The sequence below is a fragment of the Streptomyces sp. NPDC107765 genome (assembly GCF_055657085.1).
Genome location: NZ_JBVKBL010000026.1, coordinates 30682 through 55104, shown reverse-complemented (window position 1 = coordinate 55104; position 24423 = coordinate 30682). Strand labels below are relative to the sequence as shown.

At 71.2% G+C, this 24423-nt stretch carries 21 protein-coding genes; 12 read left to right on the top strand and 9 right to left on the bottom strand.

Annotated elements, in window-relative coordinates:
- The first annotated feature begins 131 nt into the window (after window positions 1-131).
- The 3 genes from ACZ7MX_RS38200 (at window position 132) to ACZ7MX_RS38190 (ending at window position 5146) form a co-directional block, all read left to right on the top strand.
- The gene (locus tag ACZ7MX_RS38200) at window positions 132-1367 is read left to right on the top strand and encodes an LCP family protein (protein ID WP_472139151.1); all 1236 of its coding nucleotides are present in this window, start codon (window positions 132-134) and stop codon (window positions 1365-1367) included.
- 238 nt (window positions 1368-1605) lie between these two features.
- The gene (locus tag ACZ7MX_RS38195; protein WP_472139106.1) at window positions 1606-3375 is read left to right on the top strand and encodes an LCP family protein; all 1770 of its coding nucleotides are present in this window, start codon (window positions 1606-1608) and stop codon (window positions 3373-3375) included.
- A gap of 70 nt (window positions 3376-3445) precedes the next feature.
- Window positions 3446-5146: an LCP family protein gene (locus tag ACZ7MX_RS38190; protein ID WP_472139104.1), complete on the top strand. Its 1701-nt coding sequence runs from the start codon at window positions 3446-3448 to the stop codon at window positions 5144-5146.
- 92 nt (window positions 5147-5238) lie between these two features.
- Here the strand turns inward: ACZ7MX_RS38190 and ACZ7MX_RS38185 are convergent, their stop codons facing one another.
- Complete coding sequence (locus ACZ7MX_RS38185; protein ID WP_472139102.1) at window positions 5239-6273, bottom strand: glycosyltransferase family 2 protein; 1035 nt, start codon at window positions 6271-6273, stop codon at window positions 5239-5241.
- 216 nt (window positions 6274-6489) lie between these two features.
- Here ACZ7MX_RS38185 and ACZ7MX_RS38180 point away from each other — a divergent pair, with 216 nt between their 5' ends.
- From ACZ7MX_RS38180 to ACZ7MX_RS38170, 3 genes are read left to right on the top strand one after another with little or no spacing between them, the layout of a single operon-like run.
- Window positions 6490-7941, top strand: coding sequence for an LCP family protein (locus tag ACZ7MX_RS38180; protein WP_472139100.1), 1452 nt, complete (start codon window positions 6490-6492; stop codon window positions 7939-7941).
- A gap of 22 nt (window positions 7942-7963) precedes the next feature.
- Window positions 7964-8419, top strand: coding sequence for a hypothetical protein (locus tag ACZ7MX_RS38175; RefSeq protein ID WP_472139098.1), 456 nt, complete (start codon window positions 7964-7966; stop codon window positions 8417-8419).
- Between the two features lie 43 nt (window positions 8420-8462).
- Complete coding sequence (locus ACZ7MX_RS38170) at window positions 8463-9044, top strand: VanZ family protein (protein ID WP_472139096.1); 582 nt, start codon at window positions 8463-8465, stop codon at window positions 9042-9044.
- Here ACZ7MX_RS38170 and ACZ7MX_RS38165 read toward each other — a convergent pair.
- A complete protein-coding gene (locus tag ACZ7MX_RS38165) occupies window positions 8995-9540 on the bottom strand; it encodes an acyl-CoA thioesterase (RefSeq protein ID WP_472139094.1) in 546 nt (181 codons plus the stop codon). The two genes, ACZ7MX_RS38170 and ACZ7MX_RS38165, sit on opposite strands and share 50 nt — an antisense overlap.
- A 1011-nt stretch (window positions 9541-10551) precedes the next feature.
- On the opposite strand from ACZ7MX_RS38165, the gene ACZ7MX_RS38160 reads away from it, so the two are divergent.
- Window positions 10552-11835 carry an LCP family protein gene (locus ACZ7MX_RS38160; RefSeq protein ID WP_472139092.1) on the top strand — a complete coding sequence of 428 codons (1284 nt, stop codon included), beginning with the start codon at window positions 10552-10554 and terminating at the stop codon, window positions 11833-11835.
- Window positions 11836-11908: 73 nt separating this feature from the next.
- Here ACZ7MX_RS38160 and ACZ7MX_RS38155 read toward each other — a convergent pair whose 3' ends face one another.
- Complete coding sequence (locus ACZ7MX_RS38155; RefSeq protein WP_472139090.1) at window positions 11909-13084, bottom strand: acyl-CoA dehydrogenase; 1176 nt, start codon at window positions 13082-13084, stop codon at window positions 11909-11911.
- A gap of 205 nt (window positions 13085-13289) precedes the next feature.
- Here ACZ7MX_RS38155 and ACZ7MX_RS38150 point away from each other — a divergent pair, with 205 nt between their 5' ends.
- Entirely contained in the window at window positions 13290-14630 is a 1341-nt protein-coding gene (locus tag ACZ7MX_RS38150) for a UDP-glucose dehydrogenase family protein (protein WP_030416066.1), read from the top strand.
- Window positions 14631-15257: 627 nt separating this feature from the next.
- Here ACZ7MX_RS38150 and ACZ7MX_RS38145 read toward each other — a convergent pair.
- Window positions 15258-15803, bottom strand: coding sequence for a CGNR zinc finger domain-containing protein (locus ACZ7MX_RS38145; RefSeq protein ID WP_472139088.1), 546 nt, complete (start codon window positions 15801-15803; stop codon window positions 15258-15260).
- Window positions 15804-15875: 72 nt separating this feature from the next.
- On the opposite strand from ACZ7MX_RS38145, the gene ACZ7MX_RS38140 reads away from it, so the two are divergent.
- A complete protein-coding gene (locus tag ACZ7MX_RS38140) occupies window positions 15876-16244 on the top strand; it encodes a VOC family protein (RefSeq protein WP_472139086.1) in 369 nt (122 codons plus the stop codon).
- A 9-nt stretch (window positions 16245-16253) separates the two neighbouring features.
- Here the strand turns inward: ACZ7MX_RS38140 and ACZ7MX_RS38135 are convergent, their stop codons facing one another.
- The 3 genes from ACZ7MX_RS38135 to ACZ7MX_RS38125 are packed head-to-tail and all read right to left on the bottom strand — an operon-like array spanning window position 16254 to window position 19167.
- Complete coding sequence (locus ACZ7MX_RS38135; protein ID WP_472139084.1) at window positions 16254-17441, bottom strand: dipeptidase; 1188 nt, start codon at window positions 17439-17441, stop codon at window positions 16254-16256.
- The gene (gene purE / locus ACZ7MX_RS38130) at window positions 17438-17977 is read right to left on the bottom strand and encodes a 5-(carboxyamino)imidazole ribonucleotide mutase (protein WP_472139083.1); all 540 of its coding nucleotides are present in this window, start codon (window positions 17975-17977) and stop codon (window positions 17438-17440) included. Before purE ends, ACZ7MX_RS38135 begins: the two co-directional genes overlap by 4 nt.
- Complete coding sequence (locus tag ACZ7MX_RS38125; protein ID WP_472139081.1) at window positions 17974-19167, bottom strand: 5-(carboxyamino)imidazole ribonucleotide synthase; 1194 nt, start codon at window positions 19165-19167, stop codon at window positions 17974-17976. Before ACZ7MX_RS38125 ends, purE begins: the two co-directional genes overlap by 4 nt.
- 175 nt (window positions 19168-19342) lie before the next feature.
- Here ACZ7MX_RS38125 and ACZ7MX_RS38120 point away from each other — a divergent pair, with 175 nt between their 5' ends.
- Window positions 19343-19759 (top strand): protease inhibitor I42 family protein, encoded by a 417-nt coding sequence (locus tag ACZ7MX_RS38120; protein WP_472139079.1) that lies wholly within the window; start codon window positions 19343-19345, stop codon window positions 19757-19759.
- Window positions 19760-19873: 114 nt separating this feature from the next.
- Window positions 19874-20404, top strand: a complete 531-nt coding sequence (locus ACZ7MX_RS38115; RefSeq protein WP_472139077.1) for a GtrA family protein — start codon at window positions 19874-19876, stop codon at window positions 20402-20404.
- A gap of 42 nt (window positions 20405-20446) precedes the next feature.
- Here the strand turns inward: ACZ7MX_RS38115 and ACZ7MX_RS38110 are convergent, their stop codons facing one another.
- Both ACZ7MX_RS38110 and ACZ7MX_RS38105 read right to left on the bottom strand, forming a co-directional pair.
- Complete coding sequence (locus tag ACZ7MX_RS38110) at window positions 20447-21694, bottom strand: ATP-binding protein (RefSeq protein WP_472139075.1); 1248 nt, start codon at window positions 21692-21694, stop codon at window positions 20447-20449.
- A gap of 6 nt (window positions 21695-21700) precedes the next feature.
- Complete coding sequence (locus ACZ7MX_RS38105) at window positions 21701-22381, bottom strand: response regulator transcription factor (RefSeq protein WP_030416075.1); 681 nt, start codon at window positions 22379-22381, stop codon at window positions 21701-21703.
- Between the two features lie 507 nt (window positions 22382-22888).
- Here ACZ7MX_RS38105 and ACZ7MX_RS38100 point away from each other — a divergent pair.
- Window positions 22889-24394: a peptide MFS transporter gene (locus tag ACZ7MX_RS38100; RefSeq protein ID WP_472139073.1), complete on the top strand. Its 1506-nt coding sequence runs from the start codon at window positions 22889-22891 to the stop codon at window positions 24392-24394.
- Window positions 24395-24423 lie beyond the last annotated feature (29 nt).

Genomic DNA, 24423 nt, shown 5'->3' with positions numbered 1-24423 from the left:
CGTGGGGGCCCAGCGCAGGCCCGGGCGCCGGTTTCCGTTCATGCTCGTGAGATACGTGCGGCCCGGCGCGGGTTCCGTCCGTCCGTCGTGACGCGGGGCCCGCGCGCGGGCGCTACGCCGACTCCGTGAGGATGGACGCAGAGGTGACCGAGACCCCTGAGCCGCCCAGGTTCACCGGCTGGGCCGAGCGCCCGGGCAGGGGGCCGGGGCCGCGGCGCACCCCGCCGGACGGGCGCTGGCGGCGCCGGCTCGCGCTCGGTGCGGCCGGGGTGCTGCTGGCCGGGGCAGGGGCCGGCGGGGTGGTGTACGCCAAGCTCAACGGCAACATCCACACCGACGGCGACGTCGAGGCCGAGCTGCGCAAGTGGGAGTCGGAGCGGCCGCCGGCGGGCCCGCCGAACGCGCAGAACCTGCTGATGATCGGTTCCGACAGCCGGACCGGCGGCAACAGCGCGTACGGCCGGAGCAGCGGCCAGCGGTCGGACACCACGATGCTGCTGCATCTGGCGGCGGACCGGAAGAGCGCCACCGCGGTGAGCATCCCGCGGGACCTGGTGGTGCAGGTGCCGCACTGCAAGGGCACCGACGGCCGGGAGACCGGTCCGCAGACGACCCAGTTCAACTCGGCGTTCGCGTACGGCGGGGCGGCCTGCACGATCCGGACGGTGGAGAAGCTGACCCGGATCCGGATCGACCACTACATGATCATCGATTTCGTGGGTTTCAAGCGGATGGTGGACGCGGTGGGCGGGGTCGAGGTCTGTCTGCCGCGGCCGGTCCGGGACGACGAGGCGCACCTCAGGCTGCCCGCGGGCCGGCAGACGCTGCAGGGCGAGGCCGCGCTCGGGTACGTGCGGGCCCGGAAGAGCCTGGGTGACGGCAGTGACACCGAGCGCATGGAGCGCCAACAGCGATTTCTTGGTGCTCTCGTGAAGAAAGTGCAGAGCAATGGTGTCCTGCTGAATCCGACCCGGCTGTATCCGGTTCTGGATGCCGCGACGAGTTCGCTGACCACGGACGGCGGGCTGGCTTCGCTGCGGGGGCTGTACGAATTGGTGCGCAGCACTCGTGGCATTCCGACCGGCCGGGTGCAGTTCCTGACCGTGCCGCGCCGGGAGTACCGCTTCGATCCCAACCGCGACGAGCTGGTGGAACCGGATGCCGACCGGCTCTTCGCGCGGCTGGGCAGGGATCTTCCGGTGACCGTGCGGCCGGCGCCGGACGGTGCGGAGCGACCGGCCCGGTCCGGGGGCGGTTCGCCGGACGGCGGGACACCGGACGACAAGCCGGGCCCCGGACCCTCGCCTTCGGCGGGTTCAGGGCCTACCTTTCCCGGTACGACGGCGGAACGCGGGACCTGCGAATAAAGATGCCGCAAAGTACGCTCGGCGACTCGAATGGATTGGGCGGATTGCCCAGTTGTAGGGAAGTGGAATTTGTCACGCGCGTCGCGTGGCGCTGAACTGGGCGGATAGTGTGAGCGATCCGGTCCGCACATTGCCGGACCGATGACCATGCACCTTTGACCATGCACTGCACGATCGACCTACCCGAGCGCCTTGAGGGGATGGCGCCGCGTGGCACCGACGGAGGATTCAAGGCACCGTGGACGCGCAAGGCCGTGGGCAGGCGGGCGACAACAACGTGGACCCCGCCGATCAGTGGGTGTTCGATCCGGACACCGGCAATTACGAGCTGCGGCTTGACCCGGCCGGTCAAGCCCCCGCCCGGCCCTCCGACCCCAAGGCCCCCAGGTCGAGACGCGCCGCGCGGCGGCCGGGTGGCGGGGACGACACCGACACCCGGCCGCTGCCGACCCAGCGCGGGCGCCGTGGTGAGCGGGCCGAGGACGGTGCGGACGGGCGTCCGGCCGGCGGCCGGGCGGCGGCGCGGCGGGCGGCCGGACGTACCGCGACCGGCTCGCCCTCGGTGGCGGGTCCGGCGAGCCGCCGCAAGCGGAAGCCGAAGGCGTCCGGGAAGAAGAAGGCGCTGTACTGGACGGCCGGCGTGGTCGGCTTCGTCCTCGTCGCCGGCTGCGGCGGCGCGTACTACCTGTACCAGCAGCTGGACGGGAACATCTCCAAGGTCGACGTCGGCGTGGAGAACCCGGCGGTGTCCGACGGCCCGGTCAACGTGCTGATCATCGGGACGGACGCCCGCTCCGGCAAGGGCAACTCCGGCTACGGCGACGCCGGGAGCGTCGGACACGCCGACACCACGCTGTTGATGCACATCTCCAAGGACCGGTCGAACGCCACCGCGCTGAGCATCCCGCGCGACCTGATCACCGACATCCCGAACTGCACGACCAAGGGGAAGAACGGCTCGGAGAAGCGCATCCCCGGCGAGCACGGGGTGCGCTTCAACACCAGCCTGGGCCAGGAGGACCGGGACCCCGGCTGCACCTGGCGCACCGTCGAGAAGCTCACCGGCCTGAAGATCGACCACTTCATGATGGCCGACTTCAACGCGGTCAAGGAGCTGTCCGAGGCGGTGGACGGTGTCGAGGTCTGCGCCGGCAAGGACATCGACGACCCCAAGTCCCACCTGCACCTGAAGGCGGGCCGGCACGTCGTCAAGGGTGAGCAGGCGCTGGCGTTCGTCCGCACCCGGCACGCCGTGGGGACCGGCAGCGACCTCAGCCGCATCCAGTTGCAGCAGCAGTTCCTCAGTTCACTGATCCGCAAGCTGAAGTCGAGCGCCTTCTCCAGCCCCGGCAAGCTCTACGACGTCAGCCAGGCGGCGACCCGGGCACTCACCGTCGACACGGGCATCGGCACGGTCAGCAAGATGCTGGACTTCGGCAACGACCTGAAGCGGGTCAACATCGACAAGATCACCTTCGCCACGGTGCCGGTGCTGGACAACCCCAACGACCCGGCGACCGTCATCCTGGACAAGGCGAAGGCGGACCCGCTGTTCGCGATGGTCCGGGCCGACCACCAGCTGGCCAAGAAGCACAAGGCCAAGAAGAGTTCCGGGTCCGTCAAGAAGGCCCCGCCGGGACTGGTGCGGGTCGATGTGACCAACGGCGGCGGGCCGATCGGCTCGGCCCAGGAGACCGTGGACTGGCTGCAGAACTCCAAGGGCGCCCGGCTGTCCACCAACGCCGGCAACGCCCCGCAGAAGCTGGCCGCCACGCGTCTGGAGTACGCGCCCAACCAGGCCGACCAGGCTGCCGCACTGGCCGACTGGATGGGCCTGCCCAAGAGCGCGCTGAAGAAGTCCGGGCAGGACGCCGGTGACCGGGTGCCGATGAAGCTGGTCCTCGGCAAGGACTTCACGGCACCGGGCACACCGATCGCGGCGCCGACCGAGATTCCGGACAACGTGCAGAACGTCAACGCGGACGACAAGAACGTCTGCGCCAAGTAACGAGCGGGACCCGGCCGCCCTGTACGGCGGCCGGGGCGCACCACCGGACTGACAACGGGGAGAGGGCCCAATGCGGCAGAGCAGTGCGCGTGGTGAACGATCACGCCGGCGACGACAGCCGGACGCACAGGAGTTGGGCTGGGACGACAGCCTCTACGACAACAAGGGGCTGCCCCCGGACGCGCCCGGCTGGACGCCGCCGGAGGGCGGTGAGGTGCCGCCCGGCGACGAGGACGGGACCGAGGCGGGCGGCGGCCACCGCAAGGGCGGCCGGCCGCGCCGCAAGCAGGGCGGCAAGGGCCGCAAGGCACTCCGCTGGACCGCGATATCCCTCGCCGTCCTGATAGTGGGCACCGCGGGCGCCGGCTACTGGTACTACGAGCACCTCAACGCCAACCTCCGCAAGGCCCCGCGGTCCCTGGGCGACAGCGCCCTGAAGAAGCCGGACCCCAACGCGTTCGGGCAGACCCCGCTGAACATCCTGCTGCTCGGCTCCGACGGCCGGAACAGCAAGAAGAACATCGAGCTCGGCGGCGCCCGGCAGGACGCGGACCGCAAGCCGCTGGCCGACGTCCAGATGCTGGTGCACGTCTCCGCCGACCGCAGCAACATGTCGGTGATCTCCATCCCGCGGGACACCCGGGTGACGATCCCGAAGTGCACCGACCCGAAGACCCACGAGAAATATCCGCAGACCACCGCGCCGATCAACGAGTCGCTCCAGCACGGCGGCCCGGGCTGCACCCTCGCCACCTGGCAGGAGCTCACCGGCATCTACATCGACCACTTCATGATGGTCGACTTCTCCGGTGTGGTGGACATGGCGGACGCCATCGGCGGCGTCCCGGTCTGCGTCCGGGCCAACGTCTACTCGCACGACAGCAAGGGCCACGGCAGCGGCCTGAAACTCACCAAGGGCACCCACAACGTCAAGGGTGTCCAGGCGTTGCAGTGGCTGCGCACCCGCTACGGCTTCGAGGACAACACCGACATCGGCCGGGCCAAGGCCCAGCACATGTACATGAACTCGATGATCCGCCAGCTGAAGCAGGGCACCAAGCTCTCCGACCCGGGCCAGCTGCGGGACCTGGCGGAGGCCGCCACCAAGGCGCTGACCGTCGACGACGGGCTGGACACCGTCAAGAAGCTCTACGACCTGGGCGGTGACCTCAGCCGGGTGCCGACCAAGCGCATCACGATGATCACCATGCCCTGGCAGTACGGCCCCGGTGAGCGCTACGTCCTGCCCAAGCCCGGCGACGCGGACGCGACGTTCGCGATGCTGCGCAACGACACCGCGCTCGACGGCAAGGACGCCAAGAAGAAGCCGGCGCCCGACCCGAAGCCGTCAACTCCCAAGGACCAGCTGAAGGTCGTCGTGCAGAACGGCACCAACAGCACGGTGACCGGTCCGGCCTCCGGCCGCGCCTCCGACATCCAGCAGCAGCTGGCCGGGCTCGGCTGGACCGCGGCCGGCACCACCACGGTGCTCACCAGCCAGGCCGACACCACCCTGACGTACCACGGCACGGACCGGCGCGGCGATGCGCTGGCCGTCGCCAAGGCGCTCGGGCTGCCCAAGAGCGCGGTGCGGGAGTCGAGTTCGGTGACCGGGCTGCAGCTGGTGGTCGGCAACGACTGGCGGTCGGGCACGACGTACCCGAAGACGGCCGGCCACGACAAGCCCGCCGACAAGGCTCCCGCCAGCGCGGACGCCCAGAACGGCGAGGACAAGGGCTGCATGCAGGTGAACCCGGACTACACGTTCTAGGGCTTCGGAGCCCTTCGACATGCGAGCGGCCGCCGCTCCACCGGCTGGATCCGGTGGGGCGGCGGCCGTTGCCGTTGTTCCGTCGGCCGGGGTCAGTCCGTGCTCGTCGCCGCCGGGGCGACGACCGCCGGGCGGCGGCTGGCGATGACCTTCCTGGCCAGCGAGCGGGGGCTGGTCAGGAAGCCGAAGCCCCAGGACATGTGCATGGTGGCCAGCGCCACGGGGATCTGGGCGCGGGCCTTCAGGGAGAGCCCCTTGCCGGCGGGCAGCGAGCCCGCGGTGATGGCCGCCAGATAGCCGGCCGGGACGACGAAGCCCCACGGGGTGACGGCGGCGCCGACCACCAGGCCGGCGGCGATCGCGCAGACCGCGGTCGGCGGGGCGAGGTAGCGCAGGTTGATCGAGCCGGCGTGGTAGCGGGCCACGACGTGGCGCCACTTGCCGTAGTCCTTGTACTGCTTCGCCAGCGCCTTGATGCTCGGCCGGGGGCGGTACTGGACCTTCAGCTCGGGCGAGAACCAGATCTGGCCGCCGGCCTCGCGGATGCGGAAGTTCAGCTCCCAGTCCTGGGCGCGGATGAACTCCTCGTTGTACCCGCCCTGCTGTTCCAGGGCTTCGCGGCGGAAGACACCGAGGTAGACGGTTTCGGCGGGGCCCGCCTCGCCGCCCGTGTGGAAGGCGGCGTTGCCGACGCCGATCCGGGAGGTCATCGCGGCGGCCACCGCGTCCTCCCAGGCGTTCTCGCCCTCGGCGTGCATGATCCCGCCGACGTTCGCGGCGCCGGTCTCCTCCAGGAGGCGGACGGCGGTGGCGATGTAGTTGCGGGAGAGCATGCCGTGACCGTCGACCCGGACCACGATCGGGTGCCGGGACGCCTTGATCGCGGCGTTCAGGGCGGCGGGGGTGCGGCCGGTCGGGTTGGGCACGGTGTGCACCCGGGGGTCCTCGGCCACCAGCTCGGCGGCGATCTCGTCGGTGCGGTCCGTGGAGGGGCCCAGGGCGATCACCACCTCCATCTCGCCGGCGTACTCCTGCTCCAGGATGTGCCGGACCGAATTGCGCAGGTGACGTTCCTCATTGAGCACCGGCATGATCACGGAGACGGCCGGGGGCGGCTGCTGCGGCATGGTTCCTCGGGGGTACGGCCCGTGGCGGAGCCGCCGGGGACGGCAGCGCCCGCCGGGAGACTGCAGAATCGCGCCTCACGTTACCGCGAATGGAGGACCGCCCCGGACGCAGCCGGGTGGCCGGCCGGCCGATGCCCGGCGTGTGGTGCTTTGCAGCAGATCGTATGGACCTACGGTGTTCTCGCCGGTTCCGTCCGTACCGCGGAGGTGTCCCCCGTGACCGCGCCGTTCCGCTCCGCCCGCCGGGCCGACCGCTCCGGCGCGCACCGCCGCCCGGCGGGCCCGCGCTGGGGGCTGCGGATCGGCGCGGCCACGTCCCTGCTGCTGCTGTCGGCCAGCGGCGTCGGGCACGCCATGGTCACCGGCGTCGAGACCGGCATCGGCCGGGTGGACGCCTTCCAGGGGATGAGCAACCGGCCCGGGGGCGGCGACGGGCTGAACTTCCTGGTCGTCGGCACGGACGGGCGCGACAAGCTCACCCAGGAGGAGAAGGAGAAGTACCACCTGGGTGGTCAGCCCTGCCACTGCACGGACACCCTGATGCTGGTGCACCTGTCGGCCGACCGGGACCGCGCCAGCATCGTCAGCCTGCCCCGGGACTCCTACGCCGAGGTGCCCGCCCATACGGACGCGGCCACCGGCCGGGCCCGCGCCGCACATCCGATCAAGCTGAACGCGGCCTACGCCGAAGGCGGCCCCAACCTGACCGTGCGGACCGTCGAGCACATGACGGGCGTGCACATCGACCACTACCTGGAGGTCGACTTCACCAGCTTCATGCGGACCGTGGACGCGGTCGGCGGGGTGGAGATCTGCACCGTACGGCCGCTGCGCGACAGCTACACCGGGCTGAACCTGCCGGTGGGCAAGGCGCAGCTCAACGGCGGGCAGGCGCTGCAGTACGTGCGCTCGCGCCATATCGACGGCTCCGCGGACCTCGGCCGGATGCAGCGCCAGCAGCGCTTCCTGGCCGCCCTGATCCACAAGATCACCTCCTCCGGGGTGCTGATGAACCCGATCCGCTTCAAGGACGTCGCCGACACGATGCTGGCGTCCGTCCGCGCGGACCCGGGATTCGAGGCGAACGACCTGGTCGACCTCGGGCAGGCGATGCGCGGCTTCACCCCCTCGTCGTCGGAGTTCACCTCCGTCCCGCTGGGCAATGTGGCGCAGCCGGTGCCGGGCGTCGGCTCGACCGTGCGGTGGGACCCGGTGCGGGCGCCGAAGCTCTTCGAGGCGATCCGCGAGGACCGGCCGCTCGCGGAGCACCGGGACCGGCACCGGCCGCGCGCCGCGGTGGTGGACGTGCCGCCGGGCCGGGTGCAGGTGCAGGTCGACAACGGCGGCGACCGGGCGGGGCCGGCCACGGCGGTGGCCCGGGAGCTGCACGCGACCGGGTTCACGACGGTCGGCACCCCGGGCGACTCCACGCTCGGCCGGCCGGCCCGTACGGTCATCGCCTACGACCCGCGCTGGGACCGCTCGGCCCGCTCGCTGGCCGCCGCGCTGCCGGGCGCCGTGCTGCGGCCGGTGACCGGGCAGGGGCCGGTGATGCGGGTGACGGTCGGGCAGGGCCACCAGGCGGTGCGCCGGGTGCGGGCCGAGGAGCCGGCGCCGCCGGCGGGCGCGGTGGCGGCGGTCACCGGCGACCAGGCGGTGTGCCCATGAGCGAGCGAAGCGAGGCCCCGGCATGAGTGTCCCCGCACCCCGCCGCACCCCGGCCGCACCGCCGGCGCACCGCCCGGATGCCCGCCGCCGGGTCCGCCGCGCGTTCGTCGCGGCGGCCGCGCTGTGCCTGGTCGCGGCGACCGCCGCCGCGGCACCGCCGGCGCCCGCCGCCCCGACCGGCTGCGGGGACCTGGTCCGCGGCCAGCTGTGCCTGCGCGGCCCGGTGGGCTCCGACGGGACGTACACCGCCACCTACCGGCGGCACGGCGCGGCCGGCCTCGGGGAGATCTCGGTACGGCTGGGCTACCAGCGCAAGAACACCCGGATCACGGCGTTCCCCGGCTGGTTCGGCACCCGGCGGACCCGGCACGGCGCGGTCACGCTGAGCGGCCGGGTGGAGATGCTCGCGGACGAGTGCATCCGCGGCGTCATGGAGCACGCGGAAACGGTCTACGTCACCAAGTGGAGCTGCAGCTGACGCCCGCCGGGCGCCACGGACCTCCTCGGAAAAGGGGCACCTCGTGTGGCAGGTTGTGCTGGGCATCACCCCCACCACGGTGGCGCTGTTCCTGATCGCGGCGCTGGCGCTGGCGGCGGGGTTCGCCCTGTGGACCGCGCGGGCCCCGGCCGGCCCGGCACCGCGCACCACCGCCCGGGTGCTGCTGGCCGGCTGGCTGCTGCTGCTCCTGGTGGCGACGCTGGCACCGGCCCAGCCGATCGGCTCGGGGGACGCGACGGTGTGGTGGCGGCCCGGTGAGGGGCTGTTCGAGCTGGGCGCCCGGATGGAGCCCGGGGAGCTGGCGATGCTGGTACGGCGGCAGACCGCCAACGCGGCGCTGTTCGTCCCGGTGCCGCTGCTGCTGCGGTTCGCCGTGCCGCGGGTCCCGGCCTCGCTGGCGTTCCTGCTGGGGGTCGGGCTGTCCCTGGTGATCGAGACGGCGCAGCTGCTCATGCGGGCCGGGCGGATCGCCGACATCGACGACGTGCTGTGCGCGGCGGTCGGCACCGTGATCGGGGCGGGGCTGGCGCTGCTGGGGCAGCTGGCGGTGGCCGCTATGCGTCGTCGAGGCCTTCCGCGGCGCGCCGTTCGCGCAGCTCCTTGATGGCACGGCGCCGGGCGAGCCGGTGCGTACGGCGGATCTGCGCCTCCTGGTAGCGGCGCTTGTCCCGCTCGGTCTCGGGGAGCACCGGCGGCACCGGGCGCGGCTTGCCGTGTTCGTCGACGGCGGCGAAGACGAGGTAGGCGGAGCCGACCTGCTGGGCCGGACTGGACTCGTTCCAGCGCTCGGCCAGGACCCGTACGCCGACCTCCATGGACGAGCGGCCGGTCCAGTTGACCTGGGCGCGGACGTGGACCAGGTCACCGATCCGGACCGGCTCCAGGAAGGCCATCTCGTCCATCGAGGCGGTCACCGCCGGCCCACCGGAGTGCCGGCCGGCCACCGCGCCCGCGGCGTCGTCGACCAGCTTCATGATCACGCCACCGTGCACCGTCCCGAGGAGGTTCGTGTCGCCGGCCGTCATGATGTGGCTGAGCGTGATGCGCGACACGGAGGTGGGCTTGCCCACCGGTTCACGGTCGGTGACGAGTTCATTCATGCTCCCCAGCGTAAACGGGGGCTTCCCACGTACTCGGCCGTCCCGCCGTCGGGGTTGCTCGCCGTTGCGCTTTGCGGCGCGCCGCACGTGGCTGTCTGTCCCGCCGCGGGTGTTTCTCGCCGTTGCGCTTTGCGGCGCCCCGCACGTACTCGTCTTTCCCGCCGCGGGGCTGGGTCGCCGTTGCGCCTGCGGCGGGCTGGGTGGGTGTCGGGTGCGGTGACGGGCCTGCGGGGCCGGTTGTGTGGACTGCTGACGCTTTACGTCCACACAACCGGCCCCTCCGGCCCGTCCCCTCCCGTTGGGGAAGAAGGAATGCGGTGCGTGGGGGCGGGCGTTGAGGCATGCAAGGGGACCTGGGGACCCCTACGGGACGGTCGAACAGAACCCGTAAGGGTTACGAGGGCCCCCTGCGGGGCCACAACCAACCGGGCCGGGCAAGGCATTCCCAAAACCCCACGCCACCAGGTGCTCACTCAACGACGCGCGCCCCCACAAACCCGCACACTCCCCCAACGGGAGGGGACGGGCCGGAGGGGCCTTGTTCGTGGACGTAAAGCGCCAGCAGTCCACGAACAAGGCCCCGCAGGCCCGTCACCGCACCCGACACCCACCCAGCCCGCCGCAGGCGCAACGGCGAGCAACCCCGACGGCGGGACGGCCAGGTACGTGCGGCGCGCCGCAAAGCGCAACGGCGAGACGACCCGCGGCGGGACAGCCAGGTACGTGGGCGGCACCGCAAAGCGCAGCGGAACGGCGGGACAGCCAGGTACGTGGGAGGAAAGCCAAGCGCAGCGGAACGTGGGCAATGCCACAAACCCCCACGGCGGGAAAGTCGGGTACGTGGGGAGCATCCGGAATCGTAGATTCCGTTCTCGCAGGTCGGAATGGTCATGGGCCCTTGCGATATGCGGCGGAACGCCGCCGTCGCTTTGCATCAGGTCTGCAACAGGGCTGGCCCGATCCGGCACCTGCCCTATGGGACGGGGCCCTGCGCCGTGCACACTGCCGGGTATGAATGAGTGGCCCAACGGATGGTCCGGCGACCGGAGCGGCAACGGATACGGGCGCGGCAGCGGTGCCGACCCGGAGGGTGCGCGTGCCATGCCCCAGGTGCGGCGTGACGCGGCCCCCGGCTATCAGCGGCAGGAGCCCCCGCTGCCGCCGTCGATGTCCCCGCGCAGGGGCGCGACCGTGCCGCCGCAGCAGTCCCAGGGCTACGACGACGCGTACGACGGTTACAACACCGGCCAGGTCTACGGAGGCGGTGGCGGCGGTGGCGGCCGCCACGACGACGGGTACGGCGGCGGGCGGCCGCGGCCGCGCTGGGGGCGGCGCATCAAGTGGACGATCATCACCGTGGTCGTCGTCCTGGCGGTCGCCTCGGTCGCCACGTACTTCTGGGCCGACGGCAAGCTCCGCCGCCAGGTCGACCTCAGCAAGGTCATCGACCGGCCGGAGACCGGCGACGGCACGAACTACCTGATCGTCGGCTCGGACAGCCGCGAGGGCATGTCCGCCGAGCAGAAGAAGAAGCTGCACACCGGCTCCGCCGAGGGCAAGCGCACCGACTCGATGATGATCCTGCACGACGGCAGCAACGGCCCCACGCTGATCTCGCTGCCGCGTGACTCGGACGTCGAGATACCAAGCTACGTCGGCAACGAGTCCGGCAAGAAGTACCCGGGCACCGGGCGGCACACCAAGCTGAACGCGGCCTACGCCGAGGACGGCCCGACGCTCCTGGTCCGCACCGTCGAGGCCAACACCCACCTGCACATCGACCACTACGTCGAGATCGGCTTCGCCGGCTTCGCCAACATCGTGGACGCCATCGGCGGTGTGGAGATGGACATCCCCAAGGCGTTCAAGGACAAGTGGTCCGGCGCCGACTTCCCGGCCGGCAAGCAGACCCTCAACGGCCAGCAGGCGCTCGCCTTCGTCCGCACCCGGCACGCCTTCGCCGGCAGTGACCTGGACCGGACGAAGAACCAGCAGAAGTTCCTGTCGTCGCTGGCCAGCCAGACGGCCACGCCGGGCACCGTGCTCAACCCGTTCAAGCTCTACCCGGTGATGGGTGCCGGCCTGGACACGCTGATCGTCGACAAGGACATGAGCCTGTGGGACCTGGGCGAGATGTTCTTCGCGATGAAGGGCGTGACCAGCGGTGACGGCAAGTCGATGAACATGCCGGTCTCCGGCTCCACCGGCGGCAACCTGGTGTGGGACAAGGCCAAGCTGCAGCAGCTGGTCCAGCAGCTGAACAACGACGAGAAGGTCACCGTCAGCAGCAACTGACGCAGGGGGCCGGACACGGGAAGGGGCCCGGACCGCAGTCGCGGTCCGGGCCCCTTCCCGTGTGCCGTGGGGCCTACTGGGGCAGGTTGCGCGCCATCACGATGCGCTGGACCTGGTTGGTGCCCTCGTAGATCTGGGTGATCTTGGCGTCCCGCATCATCCGCTCCAGCGGGTAGTCGCGGGTGTAGCCGTAGCCGCCGAGCAGCTGGACCGCGTCCGTGGTGATCTCCATGGCGGCGTCCGAGGCGTAGCACTTGGCCGCGGCGCCAAAGAAGGTCAGGTCCTCGCCCTTGCCGCCGGCCGATATCCGCTCGGAGCGGGCCGCCGCGGCGTAGGTGAGCTGGCGGGCCGCCTCCAGCTTCATCGCCATGTCGGCGAGCATGAACTGGACGCCCTGGAAGTCGCCGATCGGCTTGCCGAACTGCTTGCGCTCCTGGACGTAGCCCTTGGCGTAGTCCAGCGCGCCCTGGGCGATGCCGAGCGCCTGGGCCGCGATGGTGATGCGGGTGTGGTCCAGGGTCTTCATGGCCGTGGCGAAGCCGGTGCCCTCCTCGCCGATCATGCGGTCGGCGGGGATGCGGACGTTGTCGAGGTAGACCTCGCGGGTCGGGGAGCCCTTGATGCCGAGCTTCTTCTCCGGGGCGCCGAAGGAGACGCCCTCGTCGCCCTTCTCGACGACGAAGGCGGAGATGCCCTTGGAGCGCTTCTCCGGGTCGGTGACGGCCATCACCGTGTAGTACTCGCTGACGCCGGCGTTGGTGATCCAGCGCTTGACGCCGTTGAGGACGTAGTGGTCGCCGTCCCGGACGGCCTTGGTCTTCATGCCGGCCGCGTCGGAACCGGCGTCCGGCTCGCTCAGGCAGTACGAGAACATCGCGTCGCCGCCGGCGAGCGGGCCCAGGTACTTCTTCTTCAGCTCCTCGGAGCCGGAGAGGATCACTGGCAGCGAACCGAGCTTGTTGACGGCCGGTATGAGCGAGGACGAGGCGCAGACCCGGGCGACCTCCTCGATGACGATGACGGTCGCCAGCGCGTCGGCGCCGGCACCGCCGTAGTTCTCCGGTACGTGGACGGCGTGCAGGTCGTTGGCGACCAGCGCGTCGAGCGCCTCCTGCGGGAAGCGGGCCTCCTCGTCCACCGCGGCGGCGAACGGCGCGATCTTCGCCTCGGCGAGCGAGCGCACCGACTCGCGGAGCATGTCGTGCTCCTCGGACGGCCGGTACAGATCGAAATCAGCGGTTCCCGCCACTAACTCTCACTCCCCTGAGCTCCGGCAGTGCTAACTACCGTTAAGTAACCCTTTACCTCTCCGGATTCTAGGCTCCGGGCCCGGCCTGCGGATACGTGAGGTTGCCGACAGTTACGGTCCTGCCCGCCGCGCGACTGGAGTAGGCCATTCCCCTCGCGACTATGCTCGGTCCGGCCGTCTTCGTCAGCATGCGTCTGGAGCACCCATGGCCCTCAAGATCACCGTGATCGGCACCGGCTACCTCGGCGCCACCCACGCCGCAGCCATGGCCGAGCTCGGCTTCGAGGTGCTGGGGCTCGACGTGGTCCCCGAGAAGATCGAGATGCTGCAGCGCGGCGAGGTCCCGATGTACGAGCCGGGCCTTGCGGAGCTGCTGCGCCGCCACGTCGCCGGCATCGAGGGCTCCACCGGGCGGCTGCGCTTCACCACCTCCTACGAGGAGGCCGGCGCGTTCGGCGACGTCCACTTCGTCTGCGTGAACACCCCGCAGAAGCACGGCGAGTACGCCTGCGACATGAGTTACGTGGACAGCGCCTTCGACGCGCTCGCGCCGCATCTGACCCGGCCCACGCTGGTGGTCGGCAAGTCGACGGTGCCGGTGGGCAGCGCGGCCCGGCTCGCCGAGCGGCTGGCGGCCGCCGCCCCGGCCGGCCCGGCGGCCGAGCTGGCCTGGAACCCGGAGTTCCTGCGCGAGGGCTTCGCCGTCCAGGACACCCTGCACCCGGACCGGATCGTCGCCGGTGTGGCCGGCGAGAAGGCCGAGGAGCTGCTGCGCGAGATCTACGCCAAGCCGATCGCCGAGGGCTCGCCGTTCATCGTCATGGACTACCCGACGGCCGAGCTGGTCAAGACCTCCGCCAACTCCTTCCTGGCGACGAAGATCTCGTTCATCAACGCGATGGCCGAGGTCTGCGAGGCGGCCGACGGCGACGTGCTGAAGCTCGCCGAGGCGATCGGGCACGACGAGCGGATCGGCAAGAAGTTCCTGCGGGCCGGCATCGGCTTCGGCGGCGGCTGCCTGCCGAAGGACCTGCGGGCGTTCATGGCGCGCGCCGGTGAGCTGGGCGCCGACCAGGCACTGACCTTCCTGCGCGAGATCGACTCGATCAACATGCGGCGCCGCGGCCACATGGTCGAGCTGGCCCGCGACGCGGTCGGCGGCGGCTTCCTCGGCAAGCGGGTCGCGGTCCTCGGCGCGACCTTCAAGCCGGACTCGGACGACGTCCGGGACTCCCCCGCCCTCAACGTCGCCGGCCAGATCCACCTCCAGGGCGGCCAGGTCACCGTCTACGACCCCAAGGGCATGGAGAACGCCCGCCGGCTCTTCCCGACGCTGGCCTACGCCGACACCGCACTGGAGGCGGTACGCGGCGCGGACGTGGTCCTGCACCTGACCGAATGGCGCGAGTTCCGCGAGCTGGACCCGGCGGCCCTGGCCGAGGTCACCGCCGAGCGCCGCATCCTGGACGGCCGCAACGCGCTCGACCCCCAACTCTGGCGCAAGGCAGGCTGGACCTACCGAGCGCTGGGGCGCCCTCGCGCCTGATTCCCACGTACCCGTCCGTCCCGCCGCGGGGCTTTCTCGCCGTTGCGCTTTGCGGCGCCGCGTACGTAGCTGTCTGTCTCGTCGCGGGGCGTCTCGCCGTTGCGCCTGGCGGCGGGCGTGGTGTTGTCGGGTGCGGTGACAGCCCTACAGACTTCGTCCTCCGGTCTGTCCCCTCCCGTTGGTGGGGGGTGGAAGGCCGGTGGGGGTGGGCGTCGTCGTTCCGGGTGTACCTCGCGTTGGGGGCGTGGGGGGTGTGCGGAATGCCGCCCCAGCTCGTTGCGTTGAGGCCCTGCGAGGGGCGCTCGTAACCCTTACGGGTTCTGTTCGACCAGCCCGTAGGGGTTCCCAAGCCCCCTTGCATGCCTCAACGCCCGCCCCCACCACCGCATTCCTTCTCCCCCAAACGGGAGGGGACGGGCCGGAGGGGCCGGTTGTGTGGACGTAAAGCGACAGCAGTCCACACAACCGGCCCCGGAGGCCCGTCACCGCACCCACCACAAACCCAGCCCGCCGCAGGCGCAACGGCGAGACGACCCGCGGCGCCGCAGACAGCCACGTACGCGGCGCCGCAAAGCGCAACGGCGAGCAACCCCGACGGCGGGACGGCCAAGTACGTGGGCGGCACCCCTAAGCGCGCTTTGCGCGATACGTGCGCATCTTCGCCCGGCTTCCGCATACCGCCATGTCGCACCAGCGGCTGCGGGCGGCGGGGCTGCGGTCGTAGAAGGCCCAGTGGCAGTCGTGGGCCTCGCAGGCCTTGAGCCGGGTCCAGGTGCCGTCGGCGACCGCGGTCGCCATCGCGGCGGCGATGTGGGCGGTGAGGTGGGCGGCGCCCTGGAGGCCGTCGGCGGGGCGGAGCGCGGGGCGGCCGTCCGCTCCCACGGCCAGCACCAGGGGTGCTTCGGCCAGCAGCCGGTTCAGGGTGCGGGCCGCCGGGGCGGGGAGCGGGGTGCCGGTGGTGTGGGTCAGGCAGGCTGCGCGCAGTGCCTCTCGTAGCTGCTGGAGGTTGGCCAACCCGTCGTTTTCCAGGGTGAGTTCAGGGAATCCGTGGTCACGCAGGAAGGCGCGGGAGCCGCCGTCGGCGCACAGCGTGTCCGCGCCGGTCTCGATGTCGAGGGTGTTGACCAGGTCCTGTACGAGGAGCAGGGAGTCCGGGGCCGTTCGGGATGCCACCTTGCAATGTTACCGATAGCTGCCATCATGCAGTAATGAAGTTACCGGTTGGACGCGTATGGAGGTAACGCCATGATCTCGTTGGGTGTCACCGTGCTGGACTGTCCCGACCACGCCGCGCTCGCGGAGTTCTACGCGCAGATGCTCGGCTGGCAGGTGACGCGGGGCGACGAGGACGACTGGATCGAGGTCGCCGGGCCCCACGGCCGGGCCCTGGCCTTCCAGCGCGTGGAGAGCGGCTACCGGCCGCCGCAGTGGCCGGGCCAGGACGTGCCGCAGCAGCTGCACCTGGACTTCGACGTGGCCCGGGCGGACATCGACGAGGCCGAGCGCAAGGTCGTCGGGCTGGGCGCGAAGCTCGTGCAGCACGACGAAGGGGTGCGCGACTTCCGGGTCTATCTCGACCCCGCCGGGCACCCCTTCTGCCTCTGCCTCAAGTAACGGCCGCGGTCAGCCGTCCAGTTGCTCGATCGTCGCGTGGGACGGGCCGCGCCGCTGCCGCTCGGCGCGCGCCACGTCCTCCGCCGCGCGCAGCGTGCGGACCGCGTTCTGCCAGGTCAGCTTGGCCAGGTCGGCCTCGGACCAGTTGCGGTCCAGCAGTTCGGCGATCAGGTTCGGGTAGCCCGCGACGTCCGCCAGGTCGTCGGGGGTGAAGGCGGTGCCGTCGAAGTCGCCGCCGAGGCCGATGTGGTCGACGCCGGCGACCTCGCGCATGTGGTCGAGGTGGTCGGCGACGGTCGCCGCGGTGGCCCTCGGCCGCGGTTCGGCGGCCTCGAAGGCCCGGTGGACGGCCATGCCCTCCTCCGTGGTGTCGAGGTGGTGCAGGCCGTGGGCGCGCATGTTCTCGTCGGCCCGCCGGGTCCATTCCACCGCCTCGGGCAGCACGAACTTCGGCACGAAGGTGGCCATCGCGATGCCGCCGTTGGCGGGCAGCTGGGCCAGCACGTCGTCGGGGACGTTGCGCGGGTGGTCGCAGACGGCCCGCGCGGAGGAGTGCGAGAAGATCACCGGCGCGGTGCTGACCCGCAGGGCGTCGCGCATGGTGTCCGCGGAGACGTGCGAGAGGTCGACCAGCATCCCGCAGCGGTTCATCTCCCGGACGACCTCCTCGCCGAACGCGGACAGGCCGTCGTGGCGCGACTCGTTGGTCGCCGAGTCCGCCCAGTCGATGGTGTCGTTGTGGGTGAGGGTCATGTAGCGCACGCCCAGCTGGTGCAGGGTGCGCAGGGTGGCGAGCGAGTTGTTGATGGAGTGGCCGCCCTCGGCGCCCATGAGGGAGGCGATCCGGCCCTCGGCGCGGGCCGCCTCCATGTCGTCGGCGGTGTGCGCCAGGCGCAGCGCGTCGGGGTAGCGGGCGACCAACTGCCGTACCGCGTCGATCTGTTCGAGGGTGGCGCTGACCGCGGTGTCGCCCGCGTAGTCGGCGCGTACGTAGACCGACCAGAACTGCGCGCCGACGCCGCCGGCCCGCAACCGCGGCAGGTCGGTGTGGAGGGTGGCGGACTGGTCGGTGGCGATGTCGCGCCGGTCGAGGTCGTAGCGGACCTGCTCGCGCAGCGCCCAGGGCAGGTCGTTGTGGCCGTCGACGACGGGCCAGCGGGTGAGCAGGTCCCGGGCGGCGTCCCGGGAGGTGCTCACTTGGCGCCGCCGAAGCCGAAGCCGCCCGGGGTGGCGACCTTGTTGCGCAGCCGGCGGCCCTTCTCGGTGGCCTGTTCGTTGAGTTCCTGCTGGAACTCCCGCATCCGGGCCAGGAGTTCGGGGTCGTGCGCGGCGAGCATCCGGGCGGCGAGCAGTCCGGCGTTGCGGGCGCCGCCGACGGAGACGGTGGCGACCGGCACACCGGCGGGCATCTGCACGATGGAGAGGAGGGAGTCCATCCCGTCCAGGTACTTGAGGGGGACCGGGACGCCGATGACCGGCAGGGGGGTGACCGAGGCGAGCATCCCGGGGAGGTGGGCCGCGCCGCCCGCGCCGGCGATGATCACCTTCAGGCCGCGGTCGGCCGCGTCCTCGCCGTACGCGATCATCTCGCGGGGCATCCGGTGGGCCGAGACGACGTCGACCTCGTGGGGCACCTCGAACTCGGCGAGGGCCTGGGCGGCGGCCTCCATGACGGGCCAGTCGGAGTCGGAGCCCATGACGATGCCGACCAGAGGGCTAGCAGCGGAAGTCATTCGGTGATCGTTCCTCGCAGGTAGCCGGCGGCGTGCGCGGCGCGCTCGCGCACATCCGCCAGGTCGTCGCCGTAGGTGTTCACGTGTCCGACCTTACGGCCGGGCTTCACGTCCTTGCCGTACATATGGATCTTCAGCTGCGGGTCCCGCGCCATGCAATGCAGGTACGCGTAGTACATGTCGGGGTAGTCGCCGCCGAGGACGTTGGCCATCACCGTCCAGCGGGCCCGCGGGCGCGGGTCGCCGAGCGGGAGGTCGAGCACGGCACGGACGTGGTTGGCGAACTGCGAGGTGATCGCGCCGTCCTGGGTCCAGTGGCCGGAGTTGTGCGGGCGCATGGCGAGCTCGTTGACGAGGATCCGGCCGTCGGCGGTCTCGAAGAGCTCGACGGCCAGGTGGCCGACGACGCCCAGTTCCTTGCCGATCCGCAGCGCGAGTTCCTGTGCCTGGCCGGCGAGTTCGGGGTCGAGGCCGGGCGCCGGGGCGATCACCGTGTCGCAGACGCCGTCGACCTGGATGGACTCCACGACCGGGTAGGCGACGGCCTGGCCGTGCGGGGAGCGGACGATGTTGGCCGCGAGTTCGCGGGCGAAATCGACCTTTTCCTCCGCAAGGACGGGCACCCCGGCACGGAACGGCTCGGCGGCCTCCTTGGAGGATCGTACGACCCAGACGCCCTTGCCGTCGTAGCCCCCGCGGACGGTCTTGAGGACCACGGGAAAGCCGCCCGACCCGTCGCCCGGCCACCGCCCCTCACCGAGGCGCTGCGCGCCGCCCCCGCTGATTTCCTCCGCGAACCGCACCACGTCCTCGGGGTCCGAGACGATGCGGTGGCGCGGGCAGGGCGCGCCGATCGCGTCCAGCTTCGCCCGCATCACGCCCTTGTCCTGGGCGTGTACCAGCGCGTCGGGACCGGGGCGGACGGGGATGCCGTCGGCCTCCAGGGCCCGCAAGTGCTCGGTGGGAACGTGCTCGTGGTCGAAGGTGATCACGTCGCAGCCGCGGGCGAAGGCGCGCAGGGTGTCGAGATCGCGGTAGTCGCCGATGACGACTTCGCTGACCACCTGGGCCGCCGAATCCTGCGGGGTGTCACTGAGGAGCTTGAACTTGATGCCGAGGGGGATACCCGCCTCGTGGGTCATACGGGCGAGCTGACCGCCGCCGACCATGCCGACTACCGGGAACGTCACGCCCCCAGGGTATCCGTAAGCCGTCGTTCCGCCTGACCCGGCTTGGATGATCCTCCGAGTTCGCACGTTCGAAGATCGCCGGTGGAAGATCACCGCGGTCGTCGGTCCCGGGCCGGGGCAGCCGGTACGGGGGGATGCCCGGTGCCCGTCCCGGGCCCGGCGAAGGGGAGACCGGATGGAGAACAGCGACATATCCAGGGGCGCCAGGACGCTGGTGATCGTCATCGCGATCGCCGCGCTGCTGATCGCCCTGCACTCCGTCGTCAGCCAGCTGTCCGCGCCGAAGGTCTACGGCCCGGACGACACCGAGATCGCGGTGTCCGCCGGCGACCGTTTCAGCGTGCAGGTCGCCGGCGAACCCGCCGGCGGCTTCCGCTGGATCGTCGCCGCGCCCCGGCCCGACCCGGCCGTCCTGCGGCCGGCCGGCGCCCACGAGGCCCGCGGCAGCACCGGCCCGGCCCGCTACCTCGACTTCGAGGCGCTCCGGCCGGGGCGTACGGACCTCCGTCTGGTGCGCTGTCGGCGCTGCTCGGCGGGGGCGGCCGACGAGCCGGGGGCCCGCACCCTCAACTTCCGCGTCACGGTCGGCTGAGCGGTCGACCGAGCGGTCGACGGGAGCGCTTGGGGCGGGCGTGGTTAGCATGAGGGTGCGGACCAAGGTTGACGGCCGCGCACACCGCCCACGACGGGGAGCTGAACGAGCACCATGAGTGAACGGAGCGCACTGCGGTCGAGGCTGGAGGCGCTCACCCGCGAAGTGGTGAAGTTCGGTGCCGTCGGGGGCGCGGGCGTCGTGGTCAACTTCGTGGTCTTCAACCTCGTACGGCATCTGACCGAGGTGCCCGTGGTGCGGGCGAGCATCATCGCCACGGTCGTGGCGACCGGCACCAACTACATCGGCTACCGGTACTTCACCTACCGCGACCGCGACAAGCAGGGCCGCACGAAGGAGCTGACGCTCTTCCTGCTGTTCAGCGCGGTCGGCCTGGTGATCGAGAACGGTCTGCTCTACATCGCGACGTACGGCTTCCACTGGGACACCCCGCTGCAGAACAACGTCTTCAAGTTCCTCGGCATCGGGCTCGCCACGCTCTTCCGCTTCTGGTCGTACCGCACCTGGGTCTTCCGCACGCTGCCGGCCCGCGAGGCGATAGAGACGGCCGAGTCCTTCCTCGCCGACGGCGCGGAGGCGCCGCACCGTGCCCCGCACGCGCGGCGGCCCGCCTCCCGCAAGTAGCCCCAAGTAGCCCGCCGGCGGCGCCCGCAGCGCCGGCCGGCGTCACTCCTCGACGGGTTCGGCCTCCCGGGCCAGGAACAGCGCGAAGACCGGCGGATGCTGCTGCAGCAGTTCCAGCCGCCCGCCGTCCGCCTCCGCCAGGTCCCGGGCGACGGCCAGCCCCAGCCCCGTCGAATTGCGGCCGGAGACGGTCCGTTCGAAGACCCGCGAGCCGAGGTCCGCCGGCACTCCGGGGCCGGCGTCGGTGACCTCGACGACGGCCTGGTTGCCGGTGACGCGGGTACGCAGCGCGACCGTGCCGTCGCCGTGCATCAGCGAGTTCTCGATCAGGGTGGCCAGCACCTGCGCGACCGCGCCCGGTGTGCCGACGGCCCGCAGGCCCTTCTTCCCGGAGCGGACGATGGCCCGCCCGGCGCTGCGGTAGGCCGGCCGCCATTCCTCGATCTGCTGCTTGACGACCTCGTCCAGGTCGAAGGCGACCGCGGAGCCGCTGCGCGGGTCGCGGGAGTTGGTCAGCAGCCGCTGTACGACGTCGGTCAGCCGCTCCACCTGGGCCAGCGCGATGGTGGCCTCTTCCTTCACGGTGTCCGGGTCGTCGGTGAGGGTGATCTCCTCCAGCCGCATCGACAGCGCGGTCAGCGGCGTCCGCAGCTGGTGCGAGGCGTCCGCGGCCAGCCGCCGCTCGGCGGTCAGCATCCGCGCGATCCGCTCGGCGCTGGCGTCGAGCACGTCGGCGACCCGGTCCAGCTCCTGCACGCCGTAACGGCGGTGGCGCGGGCGGGGGTCGCCGGAGCCGAGCCGCTCGGCGGTCTCGGCGAGGTCGGTCAGCGGTGCGGTCAGCCGGCGGGCCTGGCGGACGGCCAGCACGACGGCCGCGAGGATCGCCAGCAGCGCGACGGCCAGGATGACCAGCAGCGTCCGGCCGATCTCCGAACTGACCGTGGACCGGGACTCCTGGACCGTGACGGATTCGCCGCGGTCGCCGCGCACGGTCGACTGGATGACGCCGCCGGCGGGGCGCTGCCCGATCTCGATCGGCGGTTTGCCGGGCACCTTGATCTCGGCGTGCCGCTTGGCGGTGATCTGCTCGGAGAGCACGTCGGGGGTGATCTTCTCCCCGCCGCCGAGCCGGCTCTCCACTATCCCGACCAGCCGGACCGCCTCGGACGCCACGCTCTCCTGCGCGCCGGCCTGGATCGTCCGGGTCTCGACGATGACGAGGGAGACGCCGAAGACGGCGATCACGACGAGGACCACGGCGAGCGTGGAATTGATCAGGCGGCGGCGCACGGGCCCCTAGCTCTTTTCGAAGCGGAAGCCGACACCGCGGACGGTGGCGATGTAGCGGGGGTTGGCGGCATCGTCCCCGAGCTTCTTGCGGAGCCAGGAGATGTGCATGTCCAGCGTCTTCGTGGACGACCACCACGTGGTGTCCCAGACCTCGCGCATGAGCTGGTCGCGGGTGACGACCCGGCCGGCGTCCCGCACCAGGACCCGCAGCAGGTCGAACTCCTTCGCCGTGAGCTGGAGTTCCTCCTCGCCCATCCAGGCGCGGTGCGATTCGACGTCGATGCGGACGCCGTGGGTGGCCGGCGGCTGCTGGGGCTCGGCGGTGGAGCCGCGGCGGAGCAGGGCCCGTACCCGGGCGAGGAGTTCGGCGAGCCGGAACGGCTTGGTGACGTAGTCATCGGCGCCGGCGTCCAGGCCGACGACGGTGTCCACCTCGTCGGCGCGGGCCGTCAGGACCAGGATGGGGAAGGAATGGCCTTCGTTGCGCAGCCGGCGGGCGACCTCCAGGCCGTCCATGCCGGGCAGTCCCAGGTCCAGGACGACGAGGTCGATGTTGCCCTGGATACCGGCGTCCAGCGCCGTCGGTCCGTCCTCGCGCACCTCGACTTCGTAACCCTCGCGGCGCAGGGCGCGGGCGAGCGGCTCCGAGATGGACGCGTCATCCTCGGCGAGCAGTACACGGGTCATGGGCCGATGGTAGTCCGATGTATCCGGCCCGAGGGGCGGACCAGCACGGATGGCCGACGGCGGACCGTTCCTGCAGCGTGACCTGCGGCGCGCCCGCGCGGGGCGGCGCGCGCGGTCGCCCGGAGGGGCGCGCATGGTTCCCCACTTCAGTGTGAGCGTTGTCTCACGAGCCCCATCGGGGGCGGATCGAGTCGTATGGTGAATACAACGTCCAACGCACAACCACCGGGACCGTGACGCTCAACTGACGTCACCGGTCCCTGTTGTGTGCGGGGCTGGTACGACCAGCCCCGGTACACAGTGATCGACCTGTCGACCGGGTCCACCGCGCGAGCAGCACGGGGGGCGTGGATCCCGGTGTGGACCGTCCTGCCGGTGCTGCCTCGATGACCGCGTGCGCACCGAACCCCCCGGGCGTGGGGGGCGGAGGGGCCCACACCGGTGCCGGTCATCCCCCACCGGGCGCGTCACGGCCTTCGCCAGCGTCCCGAGCAGCAAGGAACCATCATGGCGTCCAGCCTGACGAAGGGCGCTGCCCAGCAGGGAACCCCTGTGAACGGCGGCAAGACCTTCTTCGGCCACCCGCGCGGACTGGCCACGCTCTTCATGACCGAGATGTGGGAGCGCTTCAGCTTCTACGGCATGAAGGCCCTACTCCCGCTGTACCTGATCGCCCCCGGCGGCATGCACATGCAGGCCACGACGGCCACGGCGATCTACTCCGTGTACATGGCGATGGTCTACCTGCTCGCCATGCCGGGCGGCTGGATGGCCGACCGTTTCTGGGGGCCGCGCAAGACGGTCGCCATCGGCGCCGTCGTCGTCATCGCGGGTCACATCACGCTCGCCCTGCCCACCGCGGCGACGTTCTTCGCCGGCCTCATCCTGGTGGCGCTCGGCTCCGGCCTGCTGAAGGCGAACATCTCCACGATGGTCGGCCACCTCTACGACGGTCCGCAGGACCCGCGCCGTGACGGTGGCTTCACGCTCTTCTACATCGGCATCAACCTCGGCGCCTTCCTGGCCCCGCTGTCGATCGGCACCGTCGGCGAGAGCGTCAACTGGCACTTCGGCTTCACGCTCGCCGCGGTCGGCATGGCCCTCGGCCTCGCGCAGTTCCTGCTCGGCACCCGCCACCTGAGCGCCGAGAGCGATGTCGTCTCGCAGCCGGCGACGGCCCAGGAGAAGACGTCGGTGCTGCGCAAGGGCCTGATCTGGCTGGTCGTCGCGGGCGTGTTCTACACCCTGCTCGGCGTGACCGGTAACTTCGCCAACTGGGCGCTGCTGCCGATCACCATCGCCGGTCTGATCATCCCGGTCGCCGTGCTGTTCCGCATGAAGCGCGACAAGGAGCTCTCGGAGCTGGAGCAGTCCAAGCTCTCCGGCTACATCTGGTTCTTCGTGGTCGCCGCCGTCTTCTGGATGATCTACGACCAGAACGGCTCGACCCTGTCGATCTTCGGTGAGAACTCGACCACCAACGACCTGCTGGGCTTCCACTTCCCGACGTCGTGGTACCAGTCGCTGAACCCGGTCTTCATCATGGCGCTCGCCCCGGTGGTCGCCTCCGGGTGGCTGTGGCTGAACAAGCGCGGCAAGGAGCCGAGCACCGCCGTCAAGTTCGCGTCCAGCCTCGCGCTGATCGGCATCTCGTTCGCCGTCTTCCTCTTCCCGCTGCTGGACACCGCGGCCAACGGCGGCAAGGTCAGCCCGATGTGGCTGGTGGCGATCTACTTCATCCAGACCATCGGTGAGCTCTGCCTCTCCCCGGTCGGCCTGTCGGTCACCACGAAGATGGCACCCGCCAAGTACAGCTCCCAGATGATGGGTGTCTGGTTCCTCGCGGTCACCGCCGGTGACTCCGTGGCGGGCCTGCTGACCTCGCCGCAGCTGAACGTCGACCTGAACACCTCGGGTTCGGTCGCCGTCGAGGCCGCCCTCGCGGTCGTCGCCGGCATCGGCATCTGGACGTCCCGCAAGCGGGTCAAGGAGCTGATGGGCGGCGTCAACTGACGCCTGCCGGCCCCGGACGGTGAAAAAGG

Bases quoted from the DNA above. Each gene is read 5' to 3' on its own strand.
- ACZ7MX_RS38200 (WP_472139151.1), top strand. From the start codon at position 132: ATGGACGCAGAGGTGACCGAGACCCCTGAGCCGCCCAGGTTCACCGGC.
- ACZ7MX_RS38190 (WP_472139104.1), top strand. From the start codon at position 3,446: ATGCGGCAGAGCAGTGCGCGTGGTGAACGATCACGCCGGCGACGACAG.
- ACZ7MX_RS38185 (WP_472139102.1), bottom strand. From the start codon at position 6,273: ATGCCGCAGCAGCCGCCCCCGGCCGTCTCCGTGATCATGCCGGTGCTC.
- ACZ7MX_RS38175 (WP_472139098.1), top strand. From the start codon at position 7,964: ATGAGTGTCCCCGCACCCCGCCGCACCCCGGCCGCACCGCCGGCGCAC.
- ACZ7MX_RS38165 (WP_472139094.1), bottom strand. From the start codon at position 9,540: ATGAATGAACTCGTCACCGACCGTGAACCGGTGGGCAAGCCCACCTCC.
- ACZ7MX_RS38160 (WP_472139092.1), top strand. From the start codon at position 10,552: ATGAATGAGTGGCCCAACGGATGGTCCGGCGACCGGAGCGGCAACGGA.
- ACZ7MX_RS38150 (WP_030416066.1), top strand. From the start codon at position 13,290: ATGGCCCTCAAGATCACCGTGATCGGCACCGGCTACCTCGGCGCCACC.
- ACZ7MX_RS38140 (WP_472139086.1), top strand. From the start codon at position 15,876: ATGATCTCGTTGGGTGTCACCGTGCTGGACTGTCCCGACCACGCCGCG.
- purE (WP_472139083.1), bottom strand. From the start codon at position 17,977: ATGACTTCCGCTGCTAGCCCTCTGGTCGGCATCGTCATGGGCTCCGAC.
- ACZ7MX_RS38120 (WP_472139079.1), top strand. From the start codon at position 19,343: ATGGAGAACAGCGACATATCCAGGGGCGCCAGGACGCTGGTGATCGTC.
- ACZ7MX_RS38115 (WP_472139077.1), top strand. From the start codon at position 19,874: ATGAGTGAACGGAGCGCACTGCGGTCGAGGCTGGAGGCGCTCACCCGC.
- ACZ7MX_RS38105 (WP_030416075.1), bottom strand. From the start codon at position 22,381: ATGACCCGTGTACTGCTCGCCGAGGATGACGCGTCCATCTCGGAGCCG.
- ACZ7MX_RS38100 (WP_472139073.1), top strand. From the start codon at position 22,889: ATGGCGTCCAGCCTGACGAAGGGCGCTGCCCAGCAGGGAACCCCTGTG.